The 21,073-nt window shown below is 68.5% G+C and carries 18 protein-coding genes; 17 read left to right on the top strand and 1 reads right to left on the bottom strand.

Annotation, left to right across the window (positions count from 1 at the left end):
• Positions 1–215 precede the first annotated feature (215 nt).
• The 12 genes from ftsH (at position 216) to ALI144C_RS29195 (ending at position 11,097) form a co-directional block, all read left to right on the top strand.
• Positions 216–2,381, top strand: a complete 2,166-nt coding sequence (ftsH, locus tag ALI144C_RS29250; RefSeq protein WP_076990380.1) for an ATP-dependent zinc metalloprotease FtsH — start codon at positions 216–218, stop codon at positions 2,379–2,381.
• Positions 2,382–2,392: 11 nt separating this feature from the next.
• A complete protein-coding gene (gene folE / locus ALI144C_RS29245) occupies positions 2,393–3,013 on the top strand; it encodes a GTP cyclohydrolase I FolE (protein WP_237774362.1) in 621 nt (206 codons plus the stop codon).
• Positions 3,010–3,846, top strand: coding sequence for a dihydropteroate synthase (gene folP, locus ALI144C_RS29240; protein WP_076990378.1), 837 nt, complete (start codon positions 3,010–3,012; stop codon positions 3,844–3,846). The genes folE and folP overlap by 4 nt, the downstream gene beginning before the upstream one ends.
• Complete coding sequence (folB, locus tag ALI144C_RS29235) at positions 3,843–4,205, top strand: dihydroneopterin aldolase (protein WP_076990533.1); 363 nt, start codon at positions 3,843–3,845, stop codon at positions 4,203–4,205. The genes folP and folB overlap by 4 nt, the downstream gene beginning before the upstream one ends.
• On the top strand, positions 4,202–4,687 hold the full coding sequence (folK, locus tag ALI144C_RS29230) for a 2-amino-4-hydroxy-6-hydroxymethyldihydropteridine diphosphokinase (RefSeq protein ID WP_076990377.1): 486 nt from the start codon (positions 4,202–4,204) through the stop codon (positions 4,685–4,687). Before folB ends, folK begins: the two co-directional genes overlap by 4 nt.
• A complete protein-coding gene (locus tag ALI144C_RS29225; protein ID WP_076990376.1) occupies positions 4,684–5,142 on the top strand; it encodes a DUF3180 domain-containing protein in 459 nt (152 codons plus the stop codon). Before folK ends, ALI144C_RS29225 begins: the two co-directional genes overlap by 4 nt.
• A 79-nt stretch (positions 5,143–5,221) precedes the next feature.
• Positions 5,222–6,799, top strand: coding sequence for a DUF6779 domain-containing protein (locus ALI144C_RS29220; protein WP_076990375.1), 1,578 nt, complete (start codon positions 5,222–5,224; stop codon positions 6,797–6,799).
• An 82-nt stretch (positions 6,800–6,881) separates the two neighbouring features.
• Positions 6,882–8,000, top strand: a complete 1,119-nt coding sequence (locus ALI144C_RS29215; RefSeq protein ID WP_076990532.1) for a PrsW family intramembrane metalloprotease — start codon at positions 6,882–6,884, stop codon at positions 7,998–8,000.
• Between the two features lie 38 nt (positions 8,001–8,038).
• Positions 8,039–8,926 (top strand): Rossmann-like and DUF2520 domain-containing protein, encoded by an 888-nt coding sequence (locus ALI144C_RS29210; RefSeq protein ID WP_076990374.1) that lies wholly within the window; start codon positions 8,039–8,041, stop codon positions 8,924–8,926.
• Positions 8,927–9,823 (top strand): pantoate--beta-alanine ligase, encoded by an 897-nt coding sequence (panC, locus tag ALI144C_RS29205; protein WP_076990373.1) that lies wholly within the window; start codon positions 8,927–8,929, stop codon positions 9,821–9,823.
• Between the two features lie 13 nt (positions 9,824–9,836).
• Positions 9,837–10,310: an aspartate 1-decarboxylase gene (panD, locus tag ALI144C_RS29200; protein ID WP_076990372.1), complete on the top strand. Its 474-nt coding sequence runs from the start codon at positions 9,837–9,839 to the stop codon at positions 10,308–10,310.
• A 1-nt stretch (position 10,311) separates the two neighbouring features.
• The gene (locus ALI144C_RS29195) at positions 10,312–11,097 is read left to right on the top strand and encodes a type III pantothenate kinase (protein WP_076990371.1); all 786 of its coding nucleotides are present in this window, start codon (positions 10,312–10,314) and stop codon (positions 11,095–11,097) included.
• Here the strand turns inward: ALI144C_RS29195 and ALI144C_RS29190 are convergent.
• Positions 11,087–11,845 carry a class I SAM-dependent methyltransferase gene (locus ALI144C_RS29190; RefSeq protein WP_076990370.1) on the bottom strand — a complete coding sequence of 253 codons (759 nt, stop codon included), beginning with the start codon at positions 11,843–11,845 and terminating at the stop codon, positions 11,087–11,089. The genes ALI144C_RS29195 and ALI144C_RS29190 overlap by 11 nt on opposite strands.
• Before the next feature lie 117 nt (positions 11,846–11,962).
• Here ALI144C_RS29190 and lysS point away from each other — a divergent pair, with 117 nt between their 5' ends.
• The 5 genes from lysS to ALI144C_RS29165 all read left to right on the top strand — a co-directional run bounded on the left by lysS (position 11,963) and on the right by ALI144C_RS29165 (position 21,073).
• Positions 11,963–13,417, top strand: coding sequence for a lysine--tRNA ligase (gene lysS, locus ALI144C_RS29185; protein ID WP_143230952.1), 1,455 nt, complete (start codon positions 11,963–11,965; stop codon positions 13,415–13,417).
• A 100-nt stretch (positions 13,418–13,517) separates the two neighbouring features.
• Positions 13,518–13,871 carry a histone-like nucleoid-structuring protein Lsr2 gene (locus tag ALI144C_RS29180; RefSeq protein ID WP_076990368.1) on the top strand — a complete coding sequence of 118 codons (354 nt, stop codon included), beginning with the start codon at positions 13,518–13,520 and terminating at the stop codon, positions 13,869–13,871.
• A gap of 144 nt (positions 13,872–14,015) precedes the next feature.
• Positions 14,016–14,843 (top strand): ABC transporter ATP-binding protein, encoded by an 828-nt coding sequence (locus tag ALI144C_RS29175; RefSeq protein WP_237774361.1) that lies wholly within the window; start codon positions 14,016–14,018, stop codon positions 14,841–14,843.
• 416 nt (positions 14,844–15,259) lie between these two features.
• A complete protein-coding gene (locus tag ALI144C_RS29170; RefSeq protein ID WP_076990366.1) occupies positions 15,260–17,812 on the top strand; it encodes an ATP-dependent Clp protease ATP-binding subunit in 2,553 nt (850 codons plus the stop codon).
• A gap of 84 nt (positions 17,813–17,896) precedes the next feature.
• Positions 17,897–21,073 carry a BTAD domain-containing putative transcriptional regulator gene (locus ALI144C_RS29165; protein ID WP_076990531.1) on the top strand — a complete coding sequence of 1,059 codons (3,177 nt, stop codon included), beginning with the start codon at positions 17,897–17,899 and terminating at the stop codon, positions 21,071–21,073.

Below are 21,073 nucleotides of genomic sequence, written 5' to 3'. Positions count from 1 at the left end.
ATGGCCGGGAACCGAACAGGGGAATCCAGCCGTTATCTGCACTGTCAGGCGCACGCGTGCCGGGAGAACGGGCTACGCTCGTTCACTTGGCGCGTGAAGCGCTGGAAGTGGGCGGTACGCTGGATGGACCGGATTGCCCCGCCGGCCGGGTAGTGGGGCTCACTACCCGAAATGCAAGTCAGGGAGGGTCGAGGCCGCCCGGCGGCCGTAAGTGAATGGACCGCAAGCGACTGCTCCGCAACCCGCTGCTATGGATACTGGCAGTGGTCCTGCTGTACCTCGCGTTCAGCACGATCTTCGACTCCAACCGCGGGTTCACCCAGGTCTCCACGACCAAGGCGATCGCCCAGATCAACAGCGGCAACGTGGAGAAGGCGACACTCGAGGACAAGGAACAACAGCTCAAGCTGGTCCTCAAGGACGCGTCGAAGGCGGACAACCAGAAGCAGCTGATCACCTCGTACCCGGCGCAGGCCGGCGACGACGTGTTCAACGTACTGCGCACGAACAACGTGGAATTCGAGACGAAGGTCACACAGGACTCGATCTTCACCCAGATCCTGTTGTTCGCGATCCCCCTGGTGCTGCTCGGCCTGCTCCTGCTCTGGATGATGAACAACGTCCAGGGCGGCGGGAACCGGGTGATGAACTTCGGCAAGTCCAAGGCCAAGCAGCTGTCGAAGGACATGCCGAAGACCACGTTCGCCGACGTGGCCGGGGTCGACGAGGCCGTGGAAGAGCTGTACGAGATCAAGGACTTCCTGCAGAACCCGGGCCGCTACCAGGCACTCGGCGCGAAGATCCCGAAGGGCGTGCTGCTCTACGGGCCGCCGGGGACCGGCAAGACCCTGCTGGCCAGGGCCGTCGCCGGTGAGGCCGGGGTGCCGTTCTACACGATCTCCGGCTCCGACTTCGTCGAGATGTTCGTCGGTGTCGGCGCCTCGCGTGTCCGTGACCTGTTCGAACAGGCCAAGCAGAACGCTCCGTGCATCATCTTCGTCGACGAGATCGACGCGGTGGGCCGCCAGCGTGGCGCGGGCCTCGGCGGCGGTCACGACGAACGCGAGCAGACACTGAACCAACTGCTGGTCGAGATGGACGGCTTCGACGCGCGCGGCGGGATCATCCTGATCGCGGCGACCAACCGGCCCGACATCCTCGACCCGGCGCTGCTGCGCCCCGGCCGGTTCGACCGGCAGATCCCGGTGTCCGCACCGGACCTCACGGGACGCCGCAAGATCCTCGAGGTGCACGCCAAGGGCAAGCCGATGGCCGCGGACGTCGAACTGGCCAGCCTCGCCAAGCGCACGGTCGGCATGTCCGGCGCGGACCTGGCGAACGTGCTCAACGAGGCGGCGCTGCTCACCGCCCGCCAGAACGGCTCGTCGATCGACAACGCCGCGCTGGAGGAGTCGGTCGACCGCGTGATCGGCGGTCCGGCCCGCAAGAGCCGGATCATCTCCGAGAAGGAGAAGAAGATCACGGCCTACCACGAAGGTGGGCACGCGCTGGCCGCGTGGGCGATGCCGGACCTCGAGCCGGTGTACAAGCTGACGATCCTGCCGCGTGGTCGTACCGGTGGGCACGCGTTGGTCGTGCCCGAGGACGACAAGGGCTTGATGACCCGTTCGGAGATGATCGCCCGCCTGGTGTTCGCGCTGGGTGGCCGCTCGGCCGAGGAACTGGTCTTCCACGAGCCGACCACGGGCGCCTCGTCCGACATCGAGCAGGCCACCAAGATCGCCAAGGCGATGGTGACCGAGTACGGCATGAGCGCCAAGCTCGGCGCCGTGAAGTACGGCTCGGACCACGGGGACCCGTTCCTCGGCAGGTCCATGGGCACGTCACCGGACTACTCGCACGAGGTCGCGCAGGGCATCGACGAGGAGGTGCGCAAGCTCATCGAGGCGGCGCACACCGAGGCGTGGGAGGTGCTCAACACCTACCGCGACGTGCTCGACGAGCTCGTGGTCGAACTGCTCGACAAGGAGACCTTGCAGCGCAGGGATCTCGAGCGGATCTTCTCCCGCGTGGAGAAGCGGCCCCGGATCACCGCGTTCAACGACTTCGGTGAGCGCGTGCCGTCCGACAAGCCGCCGATCAAGACCAAGGGCGAGCTGGCGATGGAGCGCGGCGAGCCGTGGCCGCCGATCCAGGAGGAGCCGGAGCCGACCCCGGTCGGTGCCGTCGGTGGTGCCAAGGACCTGCCGAAGGAAGCCAACAACGGCTCCCTGCCCAACGGGCTGCCGTCGACTCAGGGGCCGTACGTGCCGCCGGAGGGCAGGCCGGGCGGTCCGCCGCACTACGGTGCCCCTCCCGGCTGGCGTCCGGCGACGTCACCGCCGCAGCCGGACCAGGACGACCGGGACGGTAAGAACTGAGCATCGAGTCAGTGAACGGCGCGGGCGCCTCCCCAGTGGACGGCGCCCGCTCCGTTCGTCCCGTTTTCGACCAGGCACGCGCCGAGCGCGCCGTGCGTGAGTTGCTGCTGGCGTGCGGAGAGGACCCGGACCGCCAGGGGCTCGCCGAGACACCGGCCCGGGTGGCCCGTGCGTACCGCGAGATGTTCGCCGGTCTGTACATGGACCCGGACGCGGTGCTTGCCAAGACGTTCGACGAGGCCCACGAGGAACTCGTGCTGGTCACCGACATCCCGATGTACAGCTACTGCGAACACCACCTGCTGCCGTTCCACGGTGTCGCGCACGTCGGCTACATCCCGAACGAGCACGGCAAGGTCACCGGGCTGTCCAAACTGGCCAGGCTGGTCGACGCGTACGCCAAGCGCCCGCAGGTGCAGGAGCGATTGACCTCGCAGATCGCGGACTCGCTGATGCGGACGCTGGAACCGCGCGGCGTGATCGTCGTCGTGGAGGCCGAGCACCTGTGCATGTCCATGCGCGGCATCCGCAAGCCGGGGGCGCGCACGACGACTTCGGGCGTACGCGGCCAGTTCAAGACGTCCGCGTCGTCGCGTGCGGAGGCGTTGGACCTGATCAAGGCCCGTCGATGACGCATCGGCTGCTGCCCGATCCCGGCCGTTGCGTGGTGATGGGTGTCCTGAACGTGACGCCCGATTCCTTCTCCGACGGCGGCCGGTACCTCTCGGTCGACGACGCGCTGCGCCACGCGCACCAGATGTGGGACGCGGGTGCGGACCTGATCGACGTGGGCGGTGAGTCGACCCGGCCCGGTGCCGAGCGGGTGGCCGCGGACGTGGAGATCGGCCGGATCGAGCCGGTGATCAAGGAGCTGACCGCCGCGGGCGTGCGGATCAGCGTGGACACCACGCGGGCGCGGGTCGCGGAGGCCGCGCTGGCGGCGGGCGCGACTGTCGTGAACGACGTCTCCGGCGGCCTCGCGGACAAGGACATGGCCAGCGTGGTCGCCGACGCCGGCGTGCCGTGGATCCTGATGCACTGGCGTGGCCACAGCAAGGACATGAATTCGCTGGCCGAGTACGGCGACGTGGTCGCCGAGGTGCGTGCCGAGCTGTGCCAACGCGTCGACGCGGCGCTGGCCGCCGGTGTCGCGCACGACGCGATCGCGATCGACCCGGGCCTCGGGTTCGCCAAGCGGGCCCCGCACGACTGGGCGTTGCTGCGGCGCCTGGATGTTTTCATCGACCTGGGGTATCCCGTCCTGGTCGGGGCGTCGCGCAAACGTTTCATCGGCAGGCTGCTCGCTGACGAAGACGGCACACCGCGGCCCCCGGACGGTCGCGAGGACGCGACCGCGGCGATTTCGACGATGGCCGCTGCCAAGGGCGTTTGGGGCGTCCGCGTGCACGACGTGGTGCGATCACTGGACGCGGTCCGGGTAGTGGCGGAATGGGAGCGGGTGTGAGCGACCGGATCACGCTCACCGGGCTGCGGGTACGGGGCAACCACGGTGTGTTCGAGCACGAGAAGCGCGACGGGCAGGACTTCGTCGTCGACATCACGGTCTGGCTCGACCTGGCCGAGGCGGCCGCGACGGACGACCTCACCAGGACACTGCACTACGGCGAACTGGCCGAACGCGCGGCGGCGATCATCGCCGGTCCGGCGCGGGACCTGATCGAGACGGTCGCGGGCGAGATCGCGGACGAGGTCCTCAGCGACAAGCGGGTCACCTCGGTCGAGGTCACCGTGCACAAGCCGTCCGCACCCATCCCGCTCACGTTCGCCGACGTGGCGGTCACTGTGCGGAGGCACCGGACGTGACCACCGCGGTCCTGTCGATCGGGTCCAACATGGGCGATCGGCTGGCGAACCTGCAGTCCGCCGTGGACGGTCTGCCCGCGTTGGCGGTGTCGGCTGTGTACGAGACAGCGCCGTGGGGCGTGACCGATCAGGACGATTTCCTCAACGCGATCGTGGTCGCCTCGCGTGAGGACCTCGACGAATGGGACTGGCTGCGCCGCGCGCACGAGCTCGAGAACGCCGCCGGGCGTGTCCGCGAGGTCCGGTGGGGTCCGCGTTCGCTCGATGTGGACGTGATCACTGTTACCGGCGTCACGAGCACCGACCCGAAGCTGGAACTGCCGCATCCACGGGCACACGAACGGGCGTTCGTGCTGGTGCCGTGGCTGGATGTGCAGCCGGACGCGACACTGCCCGGACACGGCTCGGTCGCCGAGCTGCTGGCGGTGCTGGGCGACGGGGGCGTGCGGCGCCGGGACGATCTCAAGCTGGAGGCGGCGTGAAGTTCACCAGGCCACGCGACCTGGTCATCGCGGGGCTGCTCGCCGCGGTCGTGCTGTACGTGATCCTGCAGTCGGCCTACGGCTCCATGCCGCCGTTGCCCACGCTCGCCGGTGTCACGCTGGTGGTCATCGCGGCGGTCGACGTGGTGTTGGCTTTCTCACTGCGGTCGCGCATCCGCGGGACCAGGCGGGACAAGCCGGTTGAGGCGCTGACCGCCGCCCGTGCGGTCGCGCTGGCGAAGGCGTCCTCAGTGCTCGGTGCGATCATGCTCGGCGCATGGGTGGGTGTGTTCGTCTACGTGTTTCCCAAGCGTTCGGACGTCGTGGCGGCGGGCAACGACACGTCCAGTGCCGTGATCGGTGCGCTCTGTGCTGCCGCGCTGATCGCGGCGGGACTGTGGCTCGAACACTGCTGCAAGACCCCGGACGAGCCGAAGGAGCCTGACGACCGTTGATCGACGCAAAGCGCAGGTTCATCGCACCTTCGGCCACGAGCAGGTCTCGGAGCGATAACTGACAGGTACGGTGTTAGGCATGTCCGGCCGAGCCTCCTCGACGCGCGACTCCTTCAAGGTGCCGAGTACCGCGCGCCTTCTGCTGGGCGGCGCGCTTGTCCTGGTACTCGGAGCGACGCTGATCCTGGTCCTCACCGACGACGCCCGATTCCTCAAGATGGGCATCCTCGCCGCGTTGTGGGCCGCGCTCGTCGGGGCGTTCCTGGCCGCGCGGTTCCGCCGCCAGGTGGCCGACAAGTCCGATGACGCGCAGAGCATGCAGGCGATCTACGAGCTCGAACTGGAGCGTGAGATCGCCGCGCGGCGCGAGTACGAGCTGGAACTGGAGGCCGAGGCCAAGCGCAAGGCCGAGGAGCAGTCCCGTGCGGACATCGACGCCCTGCGCACCGAGCTCGGCCAGCTGCGGGAGACGTTGCAGTCGCTGCTCGGCGGTGAGGTCCTCGTCGAACGGTTCGCGCTGCAGGCGCAGGCGACCAGGATGCGGTCGTTGCCCGACGAGTCGCACCAGCTGCCGCAGTCCGCGCAGGTGGTCAAGCGGCTCAACCCGTCGTCGAACCAGCAGCAGCCGGTGGTCATCCCCAGCGAGCCCCAGACTGAGCTGATCGAGCGCGTGCCCGAGCGGCCCCGCAGCGCCGGTGGGGGCACAGGTCATGGCGGCGGCAGTGCCCGCCCGCAGCCGCAGCGGCCACAGCAGCAGCGTCCCCCGCGTGAACCGGCCGAACGCCAGGTGCAGCTCCGCCAGCCCCGGCGCGACGACCCGGCCGACCCCGGTTCGGGCTGGTGGGACCCGGTCACCCCGGTGGGACGGCCGGACAACCCGTACCACCAGCCGGTGGCCGGTGATTCGGCGAACAGCCTCGGCGAGGGCATCGACCCGAACTGGACGCCGTCGTGGGAGCGCACCACGCAGCCTCCGGCCGCCGGGCAGGCCCGTCAACAGAGCGGGCGCCCGCCGCGTCCGCCGAAGAAGCCGGAGCCCCAGATATCGGCCCAGATATCGGCACAGGTCAGTCGTCCGATGCAGCGGCCGGACGCCGAGGCACAGCCGAGCCGCCCGATGCCGCAGCCCGAGGCGCCCACGCGGGTCCAGCCGCAGCCTTCGCTGTCGCAGCGGCTGGAGTCCGAGCGTCCGGCGCAGCGCCAGGAGCCCGAGGCGCCGACGCGGATCCAGCCGTTGCCGGAGTCCCCGGAGCCCACGGTCGTGCGTGCGCCCGCCGCTCGGACCACCCCCGAGCCGCCTCCGCCGCCTCCGCCTGTCCGCAAGCCCGAGCCGTCCACCCGGGTCGTCGCCCCCGCCGCCGCGCAGTCCCCACCGGCCGAGGAGAGCGGTGGACGTCGCCGGGCCGCCGAGCCCCCGGCCGCCGCCGAGAGCACGGGAGGCGGGCGTCGGCGCCGCGCGGAGGACGCTCCTTCCTGGCAGGAGACCTACCAGGCCCGGCAGCAGCAGTCCGCCAGCCACACCCGGCCTGCCCCCGAACCCGACCCGGAGCCGAGCGGATCGCACGCCGCGGGCAAGTCCGTGAACGAGCTGCTGGCCGCGTACGGATCAGGCGGGGAGACACCGCGACGCCGTCGTCGCCGCGAGGACTCCTCGTGAGTGGAAATACCGGTTAGAACCGGACCAACCACTCACGACCGGGCAGCTAAGGTTTTGCGCTGTGATCAACCAGGAGCCGGCCGTGTCTGTTCGGCCGACGCCGCGGCGCAAGACCGTTCTGCTGCCCATCGTCGGCCTCGTTCTGCTCAGCCTCGCCGGTATCGCGGTCTTCGCCTACCTCACCGCACGGGTCGGCATCGTCGCCGAACTGGTCGGAGTCGCCGGTGCGCTGCTGCCCGTCGGGCCCGTCGTCGCCGTGTTCCTCTGGATCGACCGGTGGGAGCCGGAACCGGCCAAGTTGTTGTGGCTGGCGTTCGCGTGGGGTGCGTGCGGCGCCACGCTCACCGCGCTGCTGATCAACAACACCGCCGAGGCCGTCGGTGACCTGCTGCTCGGCAAGGGCGGCGGGGACACCATCGCCGCCGTCGTGTCCGCCCCGCTGATCGAGGAAGCGGCCAAGGCCGCGTTCGTGCTCGGGATCTACCTGTGGAAGCGGCAGGAGTTCAACGGTGTCATCGACGGCATCGTCTACGCCGGGATGTGCGCGGCCGGGTTCGCGTTCACCGAGAACATCTACTACTTCGGGCGCATCTTCGGCGAGCACGGCTTCGGGACCGCGCAGACCGCCGGGGTCATCGCCGCGTTCATCCTGCGCGGCGTGATGTCGCCGTTCACCCATCCGCTTTTCACCGTCATGACGGGCATCGGGATCGGTGTTGCCGCCGGTTCCAGGACGAAGTGGGTCAAGGCCGCCGCACCGCTCGCCGGGTACCTGGCCGCCGTCGTCCTGCACTCGCTGTGGAACTCCGCCGCCACCCTCGGCAGCGCCACCACCTTCCTCAACGTGTACTTCCTGATCATGCTGCCGGTCTTCGTGCTGGCGACGGTCCTGGCCAACTGGGCACGCAAGCGGGAGCAGAAGATCATCGCCGCCGCACTGCCCCGGTTGGTCAGCGACGGGCTCATCGCCGCGAGCGAGGTGGAAGTGCTCGCCAACCTCAAACGCAGGCGCGAGTGGCGCAGGAAAGTCGCCCGCAAGTCCGGGCCGGAGGCGGGCCGGGCGGTCGCGGACTACCAGACGGCCGTCACCGAATTGGCGTTCCACCGGCACAGCCACCCCGATGACGAGGTGGAACGCCTGCTCGAACAGGCAGTTCGCGTGAGCCGGGCCACGGCGGTCAGCGCTGCCAGGCGCCAATAGTTACGCTCTCACCTTGGTTTGACGAAAGGACAACTGGCATGAGCCGTCCCGCGCGCCTCGGAGTGGGCGTCGTGTCCGCCGGCCGAGTGGGCGCGGTGATGGGTGCCGCGCTGGCCAGAGCCGGGCACGCGGTGGTCGCCGCGTCCGGCGTGTCGCGCGACTCCGTGCGGCGAGCGGAGGACCTGCTGCCCGGGGTGTCGCTGCTGCCGCCGGACGAGGTCGTCAGCAAGGCTGACCTGGTTCTGCTGGCGTTGCCGGACGACGCGCTCGAAGGCATGGTCCGCGGGCTCGCGGCTGCCGGTGCGTTGCGGCCGGGGCAGATCGTGGTGCACACGTCGGGTGCCTATGGCGTTGACGTGCTCCAGCCCGCCGCCGACCAGGGAGCGTTGCCCCTGGCGCTGCACCCGGTGATGACGTTCACCGGTCGTGTCGAGGATCTTGACCGTCTTGTCGCCTGTTCGGTCGGCGTGACCGCGCAGGAGGGCGACGAGGCCGCGTGGAACGTCGGCGAGGCGCTGGTGGTGGAGATGGGTTCGGAGCCGATCCGGGTCCCGTCGCAGGCCCGTCCGGCGTACCACACCGCGTTGGCGCACGCCGCGAACCACCTGATCACACTGGTCGCCGACTCGGCCGACCTGGTGCGCGAGTCCGGTGTCGGCGCGCCGGAACGCCTGCTGGGACCGCTCCTGTCGGCCGCGTTGGACAACGCGCTGCGGCACGGCGACCGCGCGCTGACCGGTCCGGTGGCTCGTGGTGATGCCGGTACAGTGCGCAAGCACCTGAACGTGTTGCGGGACAACGCGCCCGAGTTGCTGGCGAGCTACCGGGAACTGGCGAGGCGAACCGCGCGCCGGGCCACCGACAGCGGCCTGCTGCGCGGGGATCTCTCGCCGGACGTCTTCCAGGCCATCGACGAGGAGCGCTGAGTGACCACACCGAAGGCACCCGAGTTCACCCGCGGCGCGCTGCACGTGCACAGCAAGCCGCAGGAGGTCGCCAGGATCACGCGTGCGCTGCGCGCGGCCGGCACCAAGATCGTCCTGGTGCCGACGATGGGCGCGCTGCACGCCGGTCACCGCGAGCTGATCCGCCGGGCGCGCAACATCCCGAACACCGTCGTGGTCGTGTCGATCTTCGTGAACCCGTTGCAGTTCGGGCCGAACGAGGACCTGGACAAGTACCCGCGCAGGCTCGAAGCGGATCTGGACGCGTGCCGGGACGAACGCGTCGAGATCGTGTTCACCCCGGAGCGCGAGGACATGTACCCGCCGGGCTCGCAAGTGACTGTCCACTCGGGACCATTGGGCGACGAGCTGGACGGTAGCGTCCGAAAAGGACACTTCGACGGCGTGCTCACCGTCGTGAACAAGCTGTTCAACATCGTCCGCCCGGACTTCGCGCTGTTCGGCGAGAAGGACTACCAGCAGCTCGTGCTGATCAAACGGATGGTCGCTGACCTGGACATGGACACCCACGTGATCGGTGTGCCGACCGTCCGCGAACCCGACGGCCTCGCGCTGTCGTCGCGCAACGTCTACCTCGACGCCGCCGAACGGAAGAGCGCGGTCGCGTTGTCCGCGGCGTTGTCCGCAGGGGCTTTCGCGGGCCGTTCGGGCGGGCAGGAGGTCGTCAGGGCCGCGCGGGAGGTCCTGGCGGAGCACCCCGAGGTCGTCGTCGACTACCTCGAGTTGCGCGCGCCGGACCTCGGTCCCGCGCCGGAACAGGGAGAGGCAAGGTTGCTCGTCGCCGCCCGGGTCGGCACGACGAGACTCATCGACAACACCGGCCTGCGCCTGGGCGAACCGCCCGAGCCGGGGCTGTGAAGGGGGCAACACCATGCAGCGCACCATGTTGAAGTCCAAGATCCACCGGGCCACGGTCACGCAGGCCGACCTGCACTACGTCGGCTCGGTCACGGTGGACGCCGACCTGATGGAAGCCGCCGACCTGCTGGCGGGCGAACAGGTCACCATCGTGGACGTGACCAACGGCGCGCGCTTGGAGACCTACGTCATCGAGGGCCCGAGGGGCAGCGGCGTGATCGGCATCAACGGCGCCGCCGCGCACCTGGTGCACCCCGGCGACATCGTGATCATGATCGCCTACGGGATCATGGACAGCGCCGAGGCCGCGTCCTTCCGGCCGAGGGTCGTGTTCGTCGACGGCCAGAACAAGGTCGTCGACCTCGGTGCCGACCCGGCCGCTGTGCCCGCGGGCTCCGGCCTGTTCAGCGGCGCCGACCTCGAATCCCCGGCGGAGACAGCGGACGCCGCCGCGCTGGACGCACTGCTCCAGCCGGAGAATTCCTGACGTGCTCTTCGCGATCGACGTCGGCAACACCAACATCGTCCTCGGCCTGTACTCCGGCGACCGGCTGATCCGCGACTGGCGGATGCGCACGGTCGCCGGGATGACCGCCGACGAACTGGCGCTCACCATGAGGGGCCTGCTCGGCGAGTACGCCGACCAGGTGACGGCGGTGTCGGCGTTGTCGACCGTTCCCGCTGTGCTGCGGGAGATGCGGGTGATGCTCGACCGTTATTACGCCGACGTGCCGCAACTCATTGTGGAGCCGGGGGTCCGCAGCGGGGTGCCGTTGCTTGTGGACAACCCCAGGGAGGTCGGCGGCGACAGGGTGATCAACACGCTGGCGGCGCACCACCTGTACAGCACCGCCTGCGTGGTCGTCGACTTCGGCACGTCGACGAACATCGACGTGATATCGGCGAAAGGCGAATTCCTCGGCGGGGTTTTCGCGCCGGGGATCGAGATCTCGGTCGACGCGCTGGCCGCGCGGGCGGCCGCGCTGCGCAAGGTGGAGTTGGTCAGGCCGCGGTCGGTGATCGGCAAGAACACCGTGGAATGCCTGCAGTCCGGCATTCTGTACGGTTTCGCCGGACAGGTCGACGGCCTGGTGAGACGGATCATCGCGGAACTGCGGGCGCAGAGCCACGACGAAGCCGCACCGGTGGCCGTGATCGCCACCGGTGGCCTCGCCCCGCTGGTGGTCGCCGAGTCCGAGACGATCCAGCACCACCACCCGGATTTGACCCTCCTCGGTCTACGACTGGTGTTCGAACGCAACGTCAGGCAGTGACGGCGCGTGCGGACCGGTAACTCAGGGTCTTGAAGGGAAAGTCGAACTCGCCTGCCGAGGTTTCCGGCTGTTCGGTCAAGAACGCGCGCAACCGGTCGACGACTTCCGCGCGTTCCCCGGCACTCGCCACGAGCATCTGGGAATGCGTGCAGATCATCCCGATCAGGCTTTCGGTCGTGTGCCGCACCGAGTGCCGGAAATCACGGCGCTCGAACGGGCCGAACATGGGATGGTCCGGGAACGGTTCATCCCCGGTGTGCGCCCTGCCCATACCGGTCTGCCGCAAGTCGTCGAATGCGGAAACCCACGGCACGTCGGCGTCCTCGTCGTTCCACAGCGCGGCGAGCGTCCCACCCGGCCGCAACACCCGGCCAATCTCGGTAAGGGCGGCCGGCACGTCGAACCAATGGAACGCCTGGCCGACGACGACCGCGTCGAAGGTGGAATCGGGCAGCGGGATCTGTTCGGCCGTGCCGATCAGCGCGCGGACGGGCGGAAATCGTTTTCCGAGTTCGGCCAGCATCTCCGCGTCGGGTTCGACAGCGGTGACGTTCAGTCCGCGTGCGACCAATGACTCGGTGAGTTTTCCGGTCCCGGCGGCGAGATCGAGAACGTCGACGGCACCTTCCGGCACCGCCCAGTCGACCGCCTCGGCGCTGTAACCGGGACGGTAGCGCGCGTACAGCTCGGCGCTGGCCCCGAAGGAACCGGCACGCCGGGTACGCAGTTCGGTGTCTGGTTCGGTCACAACGGCCACGCTATCGATATCCGGTTCGCCCCGTCGCCAGGCTTTTCCGTACCCTTTGCAGCCGTGAGTGACGAGCACGTTTCCCCGGCGCCCGAGCAAGACGACCTCCCCGAGCAGATGCGCATCCGCAGGGAGAAGCGGGAGCGGCTGCTCGCCGCGGGTGTCGAGGCCTATCCGGTCGAACTGCCGCGGACCCACTCGCTCGCGGAGGTCCGGGCGAAGTACCCGGAGCTCGAACCGGGCGCGTCCACCGGTGAGGTGGTCGGGATCACCGGCCGGGTGATGTTCATGCGCAACACCGGCAAGCTGTGCTTCGCCACCCTCCGCGAGGGCAACGGCGTCGAGTTGCAGGCGATGCTGAGCCTTGCCAACGTCGGCGAGGAGTCGCTCGCGTCGTGGAAGGCCGATGTCGACCTCGGTGACCACGTGTTCGTGCGCGGCGAGGTGATCGCCTCCAAGCGCGGCGAGCTCTCGGTGATGGCCGAGGAATGGCGAATGGCTGCCAAGTCGCTGCGCCCGCTGCCGGTCGCGCACAAGGAGCTGTCCGAGGAGACCAGGATCAGGCAGCGCTACGTCGACCTGATCATGCGCCCGCAGGCCCGCAGGATGGTGGAGATCAGGGCGGAGATGGTCCGCTCGCTGCGGGACAGCTTCCACCGGCGCGGGTTCACCGAGGTGGAGACGCCGATGCTGCAGACGCTGCACGGCGGTGCGGCGGCCCGGCCGTTCACCACCCACTCCAACGCCTTCGACATCGACCTCTACCTGCGGATCGCCCCGGAGCTGTACCTCAAGCGCTGCGTGGTCGGCGGGATCGAGAAGGTCTTCGAGATCAACCGGAACTTCCGCAATGAGGGAAGCGATTCATCGCATTCACCCGAGTTCGCGATGCTGGAGTACTACCAGGCGTACGCGACTTACGACTCGGTCGGCGTGCTGACTCGCGAGCTGGCGCAGGAGGCCGCCGAGGCGGTTTTCGGTACTCAGGTGGTCACGTTGGCCGACGGGTCGGAGTACGACCTTTCCGGGGAATGGACCGCGCTGACAATGTACGGCTCGTTGTCGGAGGCGCTCGGCGAAGAGGTCACCCCGGAGACCCCGGCTGAGCAGTTGCGCGAGTTCGCCGAGCGGGTCGGCCTGGAAGTGGCCCCCAAGCTGGGCCACGGCAAGCTGGTCGAGGAGCTGTGGGAGCACCTGGTCGGCGATCACCTGGTCGCGCCGACTTTCGTCCGTGATTTCCCGGTCGAGACTTCCCCGTTGACACGCCAGCATCGCGACACGCCGGGAGTGGCGGAAAAATGGGATCTTTACGTGCGCGGTTTCGAACTCGCCACAGGATACTCCGAGCTGGTCGACCCGGTCGTCGAACGGCAAAGGCTGGTCGATCAGGCCAGGTTGGGCGCGGCAGGTGACGATGAGGCGATGCAGTTGGACGAGGACTTTCTGCGCGCACTGGAGTACGGAATGCCACCCAGCGGTGGAGTCGGAATGGGGATCGACCGACTACTGATGGCGCTCACCGGACTCGGGATCAGGGAGACGATCCTGTTCCCACTCGTTCGCCCGCAATGAAACCTGGGTGAGTGACTATCCACATCATTCTCGATTTGCGCTAACCTACCTCCAAGCGAGAATCATTCCGTACCCGGCAATCACCCCGAGGAGGCGGCGTATGGCGCAGAAGGTCACGGTGACCCTCGTTGACGACATTGACGGTTCGGAAGCCGAAGAGACCCTCGAGTTCGGTCTGGACGGCGTTTCCTACCAGATCGACCTGTCTGGTGACAATGCCGGAAAGCTCAGGGACATCCTGAGCGACTATGTCGACCACGCCCGCCGTTCCGGAGGTCGTAAGCGCGCGGCGGGCAAGCTCGCCGTGGGCGGCCGGGTAGCGCGGACCGCGTCGGTGGACAGGGACCAGAACCAGGCAATTCGGGAGTGGGCGCGGAAGAAGGGATACAAAGTTTCCGACCGTGGCCGTATCCCGAAGGAAGTCACCGAGGCGTACCACAACAACAGGGACTGACAGGCGACATCGCATAAGGCCCGCGGCCGGTGGCCGCGGGCCTTTAACGTGCCCGATTCCGGGGTTGGGCCAGGCCAGGAGGGTCAGTTAGCCTTACCTAACCAGTCGGGAGCTATGCTCCAGGCGGATCTCCGGGAGGCGTGGGTGACGACGAGCAAGGTGCGGTTGCGGGCGAGCGGGCTCGGGCTCGGGTACGGCGAGCGGCTCGTGGTCGACGGCCTCGACCTCGACGTCCCGCAGGGCACGGTCACCTCGGTGATCGGCCCGAACGGCTGCGGGAAGTCGACACTGCTGCGCGCCCTCGGCCGTCTGCTGAGCCCACGAGCGGGTGAAGTCCTGCTCGACGGCAAGCGGATAGACAGACTGCCGACGAAGGAAGTGGCGCGGACGGTCGGCCTCCTGCCGCAGACCCCGGTGGCCCCGGACGGCCTGACAGTGGCCGATCTGGTGGCGAGGGGCAGGCACCCCCACCAGACCTGGTACCGCCAGTGGTCGGTGGAAGACGAGGCGGCGGTGACCGACGCCCTCCGCCTGACGAAGATGGACGAGCACGCCAACCGCGTGGTCGACGAACTCTCCGGCGGCCAGCGCCAGCGAGCCTGGATCTCGATGACCCTGGCGCAGGGAACGGAACTGCTCCTGCTGGACGAGCCGATCACCTACCTCGACCTGGCCCACCAGGTCGACGTACTCGACCTCGTTCACGACCTGCACACCACCAGGGGAACAACGGTGGTGATGGTCCTGCACGACCTGAACCTGGCAGCCCGCTACTCCGACCGCCTCGTGGCGATGCGCGCGGGAAAGATCGTGGCCCAGGGCGACCCGGGTGACGTGCTGACCGAAGACCTGCTCCGAGACGTCTTCGACCTGGACGCGAAGATCCTGACCGACCCGGTGGCAGGCACCCCGATGGTCGTCCCGATCGGCTCCCGCCACCGCGCGGCTCACGCCGCCGCCAAAGCCAGCTGACACGAAGCCGCACCCCGAGCGGCGCTGCGGCCGGTGCGCCGAGCCCACCAACAGCCACACCGCCGCGGAGTCACTGAGCCGAACTCACTGGAGTGCCCGATTCGTCCCATGCAAGATCAACATCATCGCTGGTCATCATTGAGCCGATCGGGTGAGAAAGTGACTGCGGTCACTCTTGGACGGCACCTGTTCGCGGACAGCGGACACGTCCCATTTGATGGAATCCAGCCCGGTGAACGCACGTTGTAAGGGGTGTCAGCGGGTACCAGAAGCCGAAGTGCCTGGTCTGTCACCAATCTGTGGTCGTGAGTGGCACTGAGCGCGACAGGCCGGGCGACTACAGTGGTCCTACGGTGCTGAATCCACCAACATGACGAGTGGTGAAGGGCCGCCGGCGCAGCAGTCAGGGAGTGCGAATGTTCGAGAGGTTCACCGACCGCGCGAGGCGGGTGGTTGTCCTGGCCCAGGAAGAGGCCCGGATGCTCAACCACAACTACATCGGCACCGAGCACATCCTCCTGGGCTTGATCCACGAGGGTGAAGGTGTCGCGGCGAAGGCGCTCGAGTCGCTCGGGATCGCCCTGGAAGGCGTGCGTCAGCAGGTCGAGGAGATCATCGGCCAGGGCCAGCACGCGCCGTCCGGTCATATCCCCTTCACGCCTCGGGCGAAGAAGGTCCTGGAGCTGTCGTTGCGTGAGGCGCTGCAGCTCGGGCACAACTACATCGGCACGGAGCACATCCTGCTCGGGCTGATCCGTGAGGGCGAGGGCGTGGCCGCGCAGGTGCTGGTCAAGCTCGGCGCTGACCTCAACCGGGTCCGTCAGCAGGTGTTGCAGCTGTTGTCGGGTTATCAGGGCAAGCCGGAGACCGAGCCCGGCAGCCGTGGTGAGGGCACGCCGTCCTCGTCGCTGGTGCTCGACCAGTTCGGCCGCAACCTCACCGCCTCCGCGCGGGAGGGCAAGCTGGACCCGGTGATCGGCCGGTCCAAGGAGATCGAGCGGGTCATGCAGGTGCTGTCCCGCCGTACCAAGAACAACCCGGTCCTGATCGGCGAGCCGGGGGTCGGTAAGACCGCGGTGGTCGAGGGTCTGGCGCAGATGGTGGTCAAGGGCGAGGTGCCCGAGACGCTGAAGGACAAGCAGCTCTACACGCTCGATCTCGGGTCGTTGGTGGCGGGTTCCCGCTATCGGGGTGACTTCGAGGAGCGGTTGAAGAAGGTCCTCAAGGAGATCCGCACCCGCGGCGACATCATCCTGTTCATCGACGAGATCCACACGCTGGTCGGTGCGGGTGCCGCGGAGGGCGCGATCGACGCGGCCTCGATCCTCAAGCCGATGCTGGCCCGGGGTGAGTTGCAGACCATCGGTGCGACCACCCTGGAGGAGTACCGCAAGTACGTGGAGAAGGACCCGGCCCTCGAGCGCCGGTTCCAGCCCATCCAGGTCGGTGAGCCGAACCTGGAGCACACGATCGAGATCCTCAAGGGCCTGCGCGACCGCTACGAGGCGCACCACCGCGTGTCGATCACCGACGGCGCGCTGGTGCAGGCGGCGACGTTGGCTGACCGGTACATCAACGACCGGTTCCTGCCGGACAAGGCGATCGACCTGATCGACGAGGCCGGGGCGCGGATGCGGATCCGCCGGATGACCGCGCCGCCGGACCTGCGCGAGTTCGACGAGAAGATCGCCGACGTGCGCCGGGAGAAGGAATCGGCGATCGACGCGCAGGACTTCGAGCGCGCGGCGAAGCTGCGGGATTCGGAGAAGCAGCTGCTGGGTCAGAAGGCCGAGCGGGAGAAGCAGTGGAAGGACGGCGACCTGGATGTGGTCGCCGAGGTCGACGAGGAGCAGATCGCCGAGGTCCTCGCGCACTGGACGGGCATCCCGGTGTTCAAGCTGACCGAGGAGGAGACCACCCGCCTGTTGCGGATGGAGGACGAGGTCCACAAGCGGATCATCGGCCAGGAAGAAGCGGTCAAGGCGGTGTCCAAGGCGATCCGCCGGACCCGCGCGGGTCTGAAGGACCCCAAGCGCCCCAGCGGCTCGTTCATCTTCGCCGGCCCGTCCGGCGTGGGGAAGACCGAGCTGTCCAAGGCGCTGGCGAACTTCCTGTTCGGCGAGGACGACGCGCTGATCCAGATCGACATGGGCGAGTTCCACGACCGGTACACCGCGTCGCGGCTGTTCGGTGCCCCTCCCGGCTACGTCGGCTACGAAGAGGGCGGCCAGCTGACCGAAAAGGTCCGCCGCAAGCCGTTCTCGGTGGTGTTGTTCGACGAGATCGAGAAGGCGCACCAGGAGGTCTACAACACGCTCCTGCAGGTCCTGGAGGACGGTCGGCTGACCGACGGGCAGGGCCGCACGGTCGACTTCAAGAACACGGTCATCATTTTCACGTCGAACCTGGGCACGCAGGACATCTCCAAAGCGGTGTCGCTCGGGTTCGCCGGTGGTGGTGAGCAGTCGAACAACTACGAGCGGATGAAGCAGAAGGTCAACGACGAGCTGAAGAAGCACTTCCGCCCGGAGTTCCTCAACCGCATCGACGACATCATCGTGTTCCACCAGCTGACCGAGGACGAGATCATCCGGATGGTCGATCTGATGATCGGCCGGGTCGAGGTCCAGTTGCGCAACAAGGACATGGCGCTGGAGCTGACTCCGTTGGCGAAGAAGCTGCTGGCCAAGCGGGGCTTCGACCCCGTGCTGGGTGCCCGGCCGCTGCGCCGCACCATCCAGCGCGAGATCGAGGACCAGCTGTCGGAGAAGATCCTGTTCGGCGAGCTCGAGCCGGGTCAGATCGTGATCGGCGACGTCGAGGGCTGGGACGGCGAAGGCGCGGACGACAAGGCCCACTTCGTCTTCCGCGGCGAGGCCAAGCCGAAGAACGTGCCGGACTCACCGCCGGTCGACCTGGCCGCGTCGTCCGGTGCTCCGGCCGGTGAGGCCGAGGGCCACGAGGACTGACACAACCAGAGGCGAACGAACACCGGAAGGGCGGCTCCTCGGGGAGCCGCCCTTCCGCGTTCGTGAGGTGACATGCTTGCGGATGTGCGAGTAGCTGTCCTGGGGCCGCTGTGCCTGACGGATGCCGCCGACCAGGAGATCGAGGTCGGTGGTCCACGGCTGCGCATGCTCCTGGTGCGCCTTGCCCTCGAAGCCAACCGGATCGTGCCGACCGAGGCGTTGATCGACGGCCTGTGGGGCACGCAGCCGCCCGCCGACGCGACCAACGCACTCCAGTCGCTCGTGTCCCGCCTGCGCAAGGCCGGACTGGCCAAGCGGATCGAGTCCTACCCGGCCGGATATTCGCTGGCGGCAACGGAAGTCGATGCCGAACAGTTCGAACGCCTTGCCGCGGAAGGCAGTCGGCTGCTCAAGCGCAACGAGGCCGCGAAGGCTGTGGACGTGCTGACCGCCGCGCTGGCGCTGTGGCGCGGCCCGGCGCTCGTCGACGTCGCCGAGGCACCGTTCGCCGCGGCGGCCGTGGCACGTCTGGCGGAACTGCGGCTGACCGCGTTGGAGGACCGCGTCGAAGCGGACATCCTGTGCGGCCGCGAAGGCGGTGTCATCGCCGAGCTGTACGCGTTGACCAGGGAACATCCGCTACGGGAACGCCTGACCGCGCTGCTGATCCGTGCTCTGCGACAAACCGGGCGTCAGGCGGACGCGTTGGCGGCGTACGAGACCGCCCGCCAGAACCTCGCGATGGAGTTAGGCGTCGACCCGAGCCCGGAATTGCAGGAAGCACACTTGGCCCTGCTCAGGGCGGCACCCGCGGAGATCCCGAACAACGGCACCAAACTGCCAGCCCAGCTGACCAGTTTCGTCGGCCGCCTGCACGAGATGACCGAACTGGAGGCGCTGCTCGGCCGGGACCGGCTGATCACGATCGTCGGCCCCGGCGGTGCCGGGAAGACAAGGCTGGCAACGGAAGCGGCGGCCCGCACGGCGAACCGGGTGTGGTTCGTGCACCTCGCAGGACTGCGGGAGGCCGTTGACGTGCCTGTCGCGCTGGCGTCGGCGCTCGGCCTCGGTGATTCGCGGCTGTCGGAGAAACCACAGGTCTGGCATCCGCAGACGGACGTCATGACCCGGCTGCTCGAAGCGCTCGCGGACCGGTCCGAACTCATCGTGCTGGACAACTGCGAGCACCTGGTGTCAGCCGTGGCGCACCTGGCGGAGACGCTGCTCGCGAGCTGTCCGCGGCTGAGGATCCTCGCCACCAGCAGGGAACCGCTGACGATCATCGGTGAAACCCTTGTCCCGCTCGGTCCGTTGGACCTGCCGGAGGAGAACGCGTCCGCCGAGCAGGCCGTGCGGAGTGCCGCCGTCCAGCTTTTCCTCGACCGCGCCAGGTCCGTGCGCCCCGGGTTCACAGTGGACGAGACCAACGTCGGCTCGGTGGTCGCGGTCTGCCGTCAGCTCGACGGTCTACCGCTGGCGCTCGAACTGGCCGCCGCACGGCTGCGTTCGATGACGGTCGGCCAGGTCGCGGAACGCCTCGACGACCGGTTCCGCCTGCTGACCGGCGGCAGCCGGACGTCGTTGCCACGGCACCAGACCCTCGGGGCCGTCGTCGAGTGGAGCTGGAGCCTGCTCACCGCCGCCGAACGCACACTGGCCAGCCGGATGTCCGTATTCGCCTGTCCGTCCACTTTGGAATCGGTCGTCGCGGTCGGGGCGGACGAGGACCTCGCCGCGGACGACGTGCTGTACGTCCTGACGTCGCTGGTGGAGAAGTCCCTTGTGGAAGCGGGCGAAGGTGTCGACGGTGTGCCCCGCTACCGGATGCTCGAGACCGTCAAGGCGTTCGCCGCGGAACGGTTGACCGACACAGAGCAGGCCGTGACCCGGTTCACCGCATGGGTGCTGGGCATGGTCGAGAAGGCTGAGCCGATGCTGCGCGGCCACGACCAGGTCCGTTGGCTGCCGATGCTGGACGCGGAACGGGACAACGTGATCGCGGCGGTCCGCATGGCGGTCGACCGCGACGACGCCGACACGTCGTTCCGGATCCTGGCCGCGTGGACGTGGTACTGGTTGCTGCGCCAGGGTGTCTTCGGTGAGGCGCTGACCGAGCAGGTGCTGCCGCTGGCCAGGATGCACCCGATGGAGGAACGCGCGCCGGACGGCGCACGCCTGCTTTTCCGGATGCTGACGGTCATGGGCGGCGTCGAGGAACCGGACCCGTCGCAGATCGCCACCGTCGTCGAACTCTGCCAGTCCGAAGAGGCCAAGGCGATGCCGTTGGCCGCGATGATCGAGATCATCGCGCTCGCGATCGTGCAGGACTCCGACGGCGCGGACGCCGCCTTCCGGCGGTCGTTGCGTCACCCCAACGAATGGGCGAGGGCGGTCGTGGCCTTCGGTGGCGCGATGACTGCCGAGAACCTCGGCGACGTGGCCAAAGCGAGACGGTGGCATGAGCTGTCGATCCGCCGGTTCCGCAAGCTCGGCGACCGCTGGGGACTGGCGATGGCGCTCAACGCCATGGCCGACATCCGGTCGGCGGACGGGGACGTCGCCGCGGCGATCGAACTGCACGAGGAGGCGCTGCGCGTCGAGGTCGAACTGGGCTCGTCGACCGATCCTGCGATGACCACGGCCCGGCTGGCCGAGCAGCACTACCGGATGGGTGACTTGGACAAGGCACACCGGATGCTGGTGCGGACGGCCGCGACCAGCCAGGGCGAGGGCCAGCGCGCGGTCACCGTGGCGATCCTGATCCGGCTCAGCACGGTCCTGCGGGCCCGCGGTGACATCGCCGAGGCACGGGCCAGGCTCGACGAGGCCAGGCGCGAGATGCTGGACTGGCCCGAGTCGATGAACGACCCGTTGAAGTGCTGGGTGGAGATCGCGGAAGCCCACCAGCGGATGGCCGAAGGAGACCTGGACAAGGCGTGGGCCGCCGCGGCCGTGGCGGACATGGCGACCCGGCGGTCGGCCGGATACCTGCGGGACGCGCAGAGCGTGGCCGACGTCGCCGAGACGATGGCCAAGATCGCCGCCGCGTCGGGGGATCTGACGCTCGCCGCCCGTCTGCTCGGCGCGAGTGCCGTGATCGCGGGAACTCTGGACGTCGGCTCGCCCGACAACCGCGCAATACTCGACGGATTCGGTCCCGCCGAACGGGAAGTCCTCGCCGCGGCGAGGAAGATGACCGCGGACGAGGCGACCGAGTTGCTGAGGAAGGGCGTCCCCGCTCCCCCTGCGGAGACACCCTGA

Origin of the sequence: Actinosynnema sp. ALI-1.44, from assembly GCF_001984155.1 — a bacterium.
Taxonomy (GTDB): Bacteria; Actinomycetota; Actinomycetes; order Mycobacteriales; family Pseudonocardiaceae; genus Kibdelosporangium.
The sequence above is the reverse complement of the archived record's forward strand: the minus strand, read 5'-3'. Positions and strand labels throughout refer to the sequence as shown.

Coding starts and splice junctions, on each gene's coding strand:
- ftsH (WP_076990380.1), top strand. CDS start 216: ATGGACCGCAAGCGACTGCTCCGCAACCCGCTGCTATGGATACTGGCA.
- folP (WP_076990378.1), top strand. CDS start 3,010: ATGACGCATCGGCTGCTGCCCGATCCCGGCCGTTGCGTGGTGATGGGT.
- ALI144C_RS29220 (WP_076990375.1), top strand. CDS start 5,222: ATGTCCGGCCGAGCCTCCTCGACGCGCGACTCCTTCAAGGTGCCGAGT.
- ALI144C_RS29210 (WP_076990374.1), top strand. CDS start 8,039: ATGAGCCGTCCCGCGCGCCTCGGAGTGGGCGTCGTGTCCGCCGGCCGA.
- panD (WP_076990372.1), top strand. CDS start 9,837: ATGCAGCGCACCATGTTGAAGTCCAAGATCCACCGGGCCACGGTCACG.
- lysS (WP_143230952.1), top strand. CDS start 11,963: ATGCGCATCCGCAGGGAGAAGCGGGAGCGGCTGCTCGCCGCGGGTGTC.
- ALI144C_RS29180 (WP_076990368.1), top strand. CDS start 13,518: ATGGCGCAGAAGGTCACGGTGACCCTCGTTGACGACATTGACGGTTCG.
- ALI144C_RS29170 (WP_076990366.1), top strand. CDS start 15,260: ATGTTCGAGAGGTTCACCGACCGCGCGAGGCGGGTGGTTGTCCTGGCC.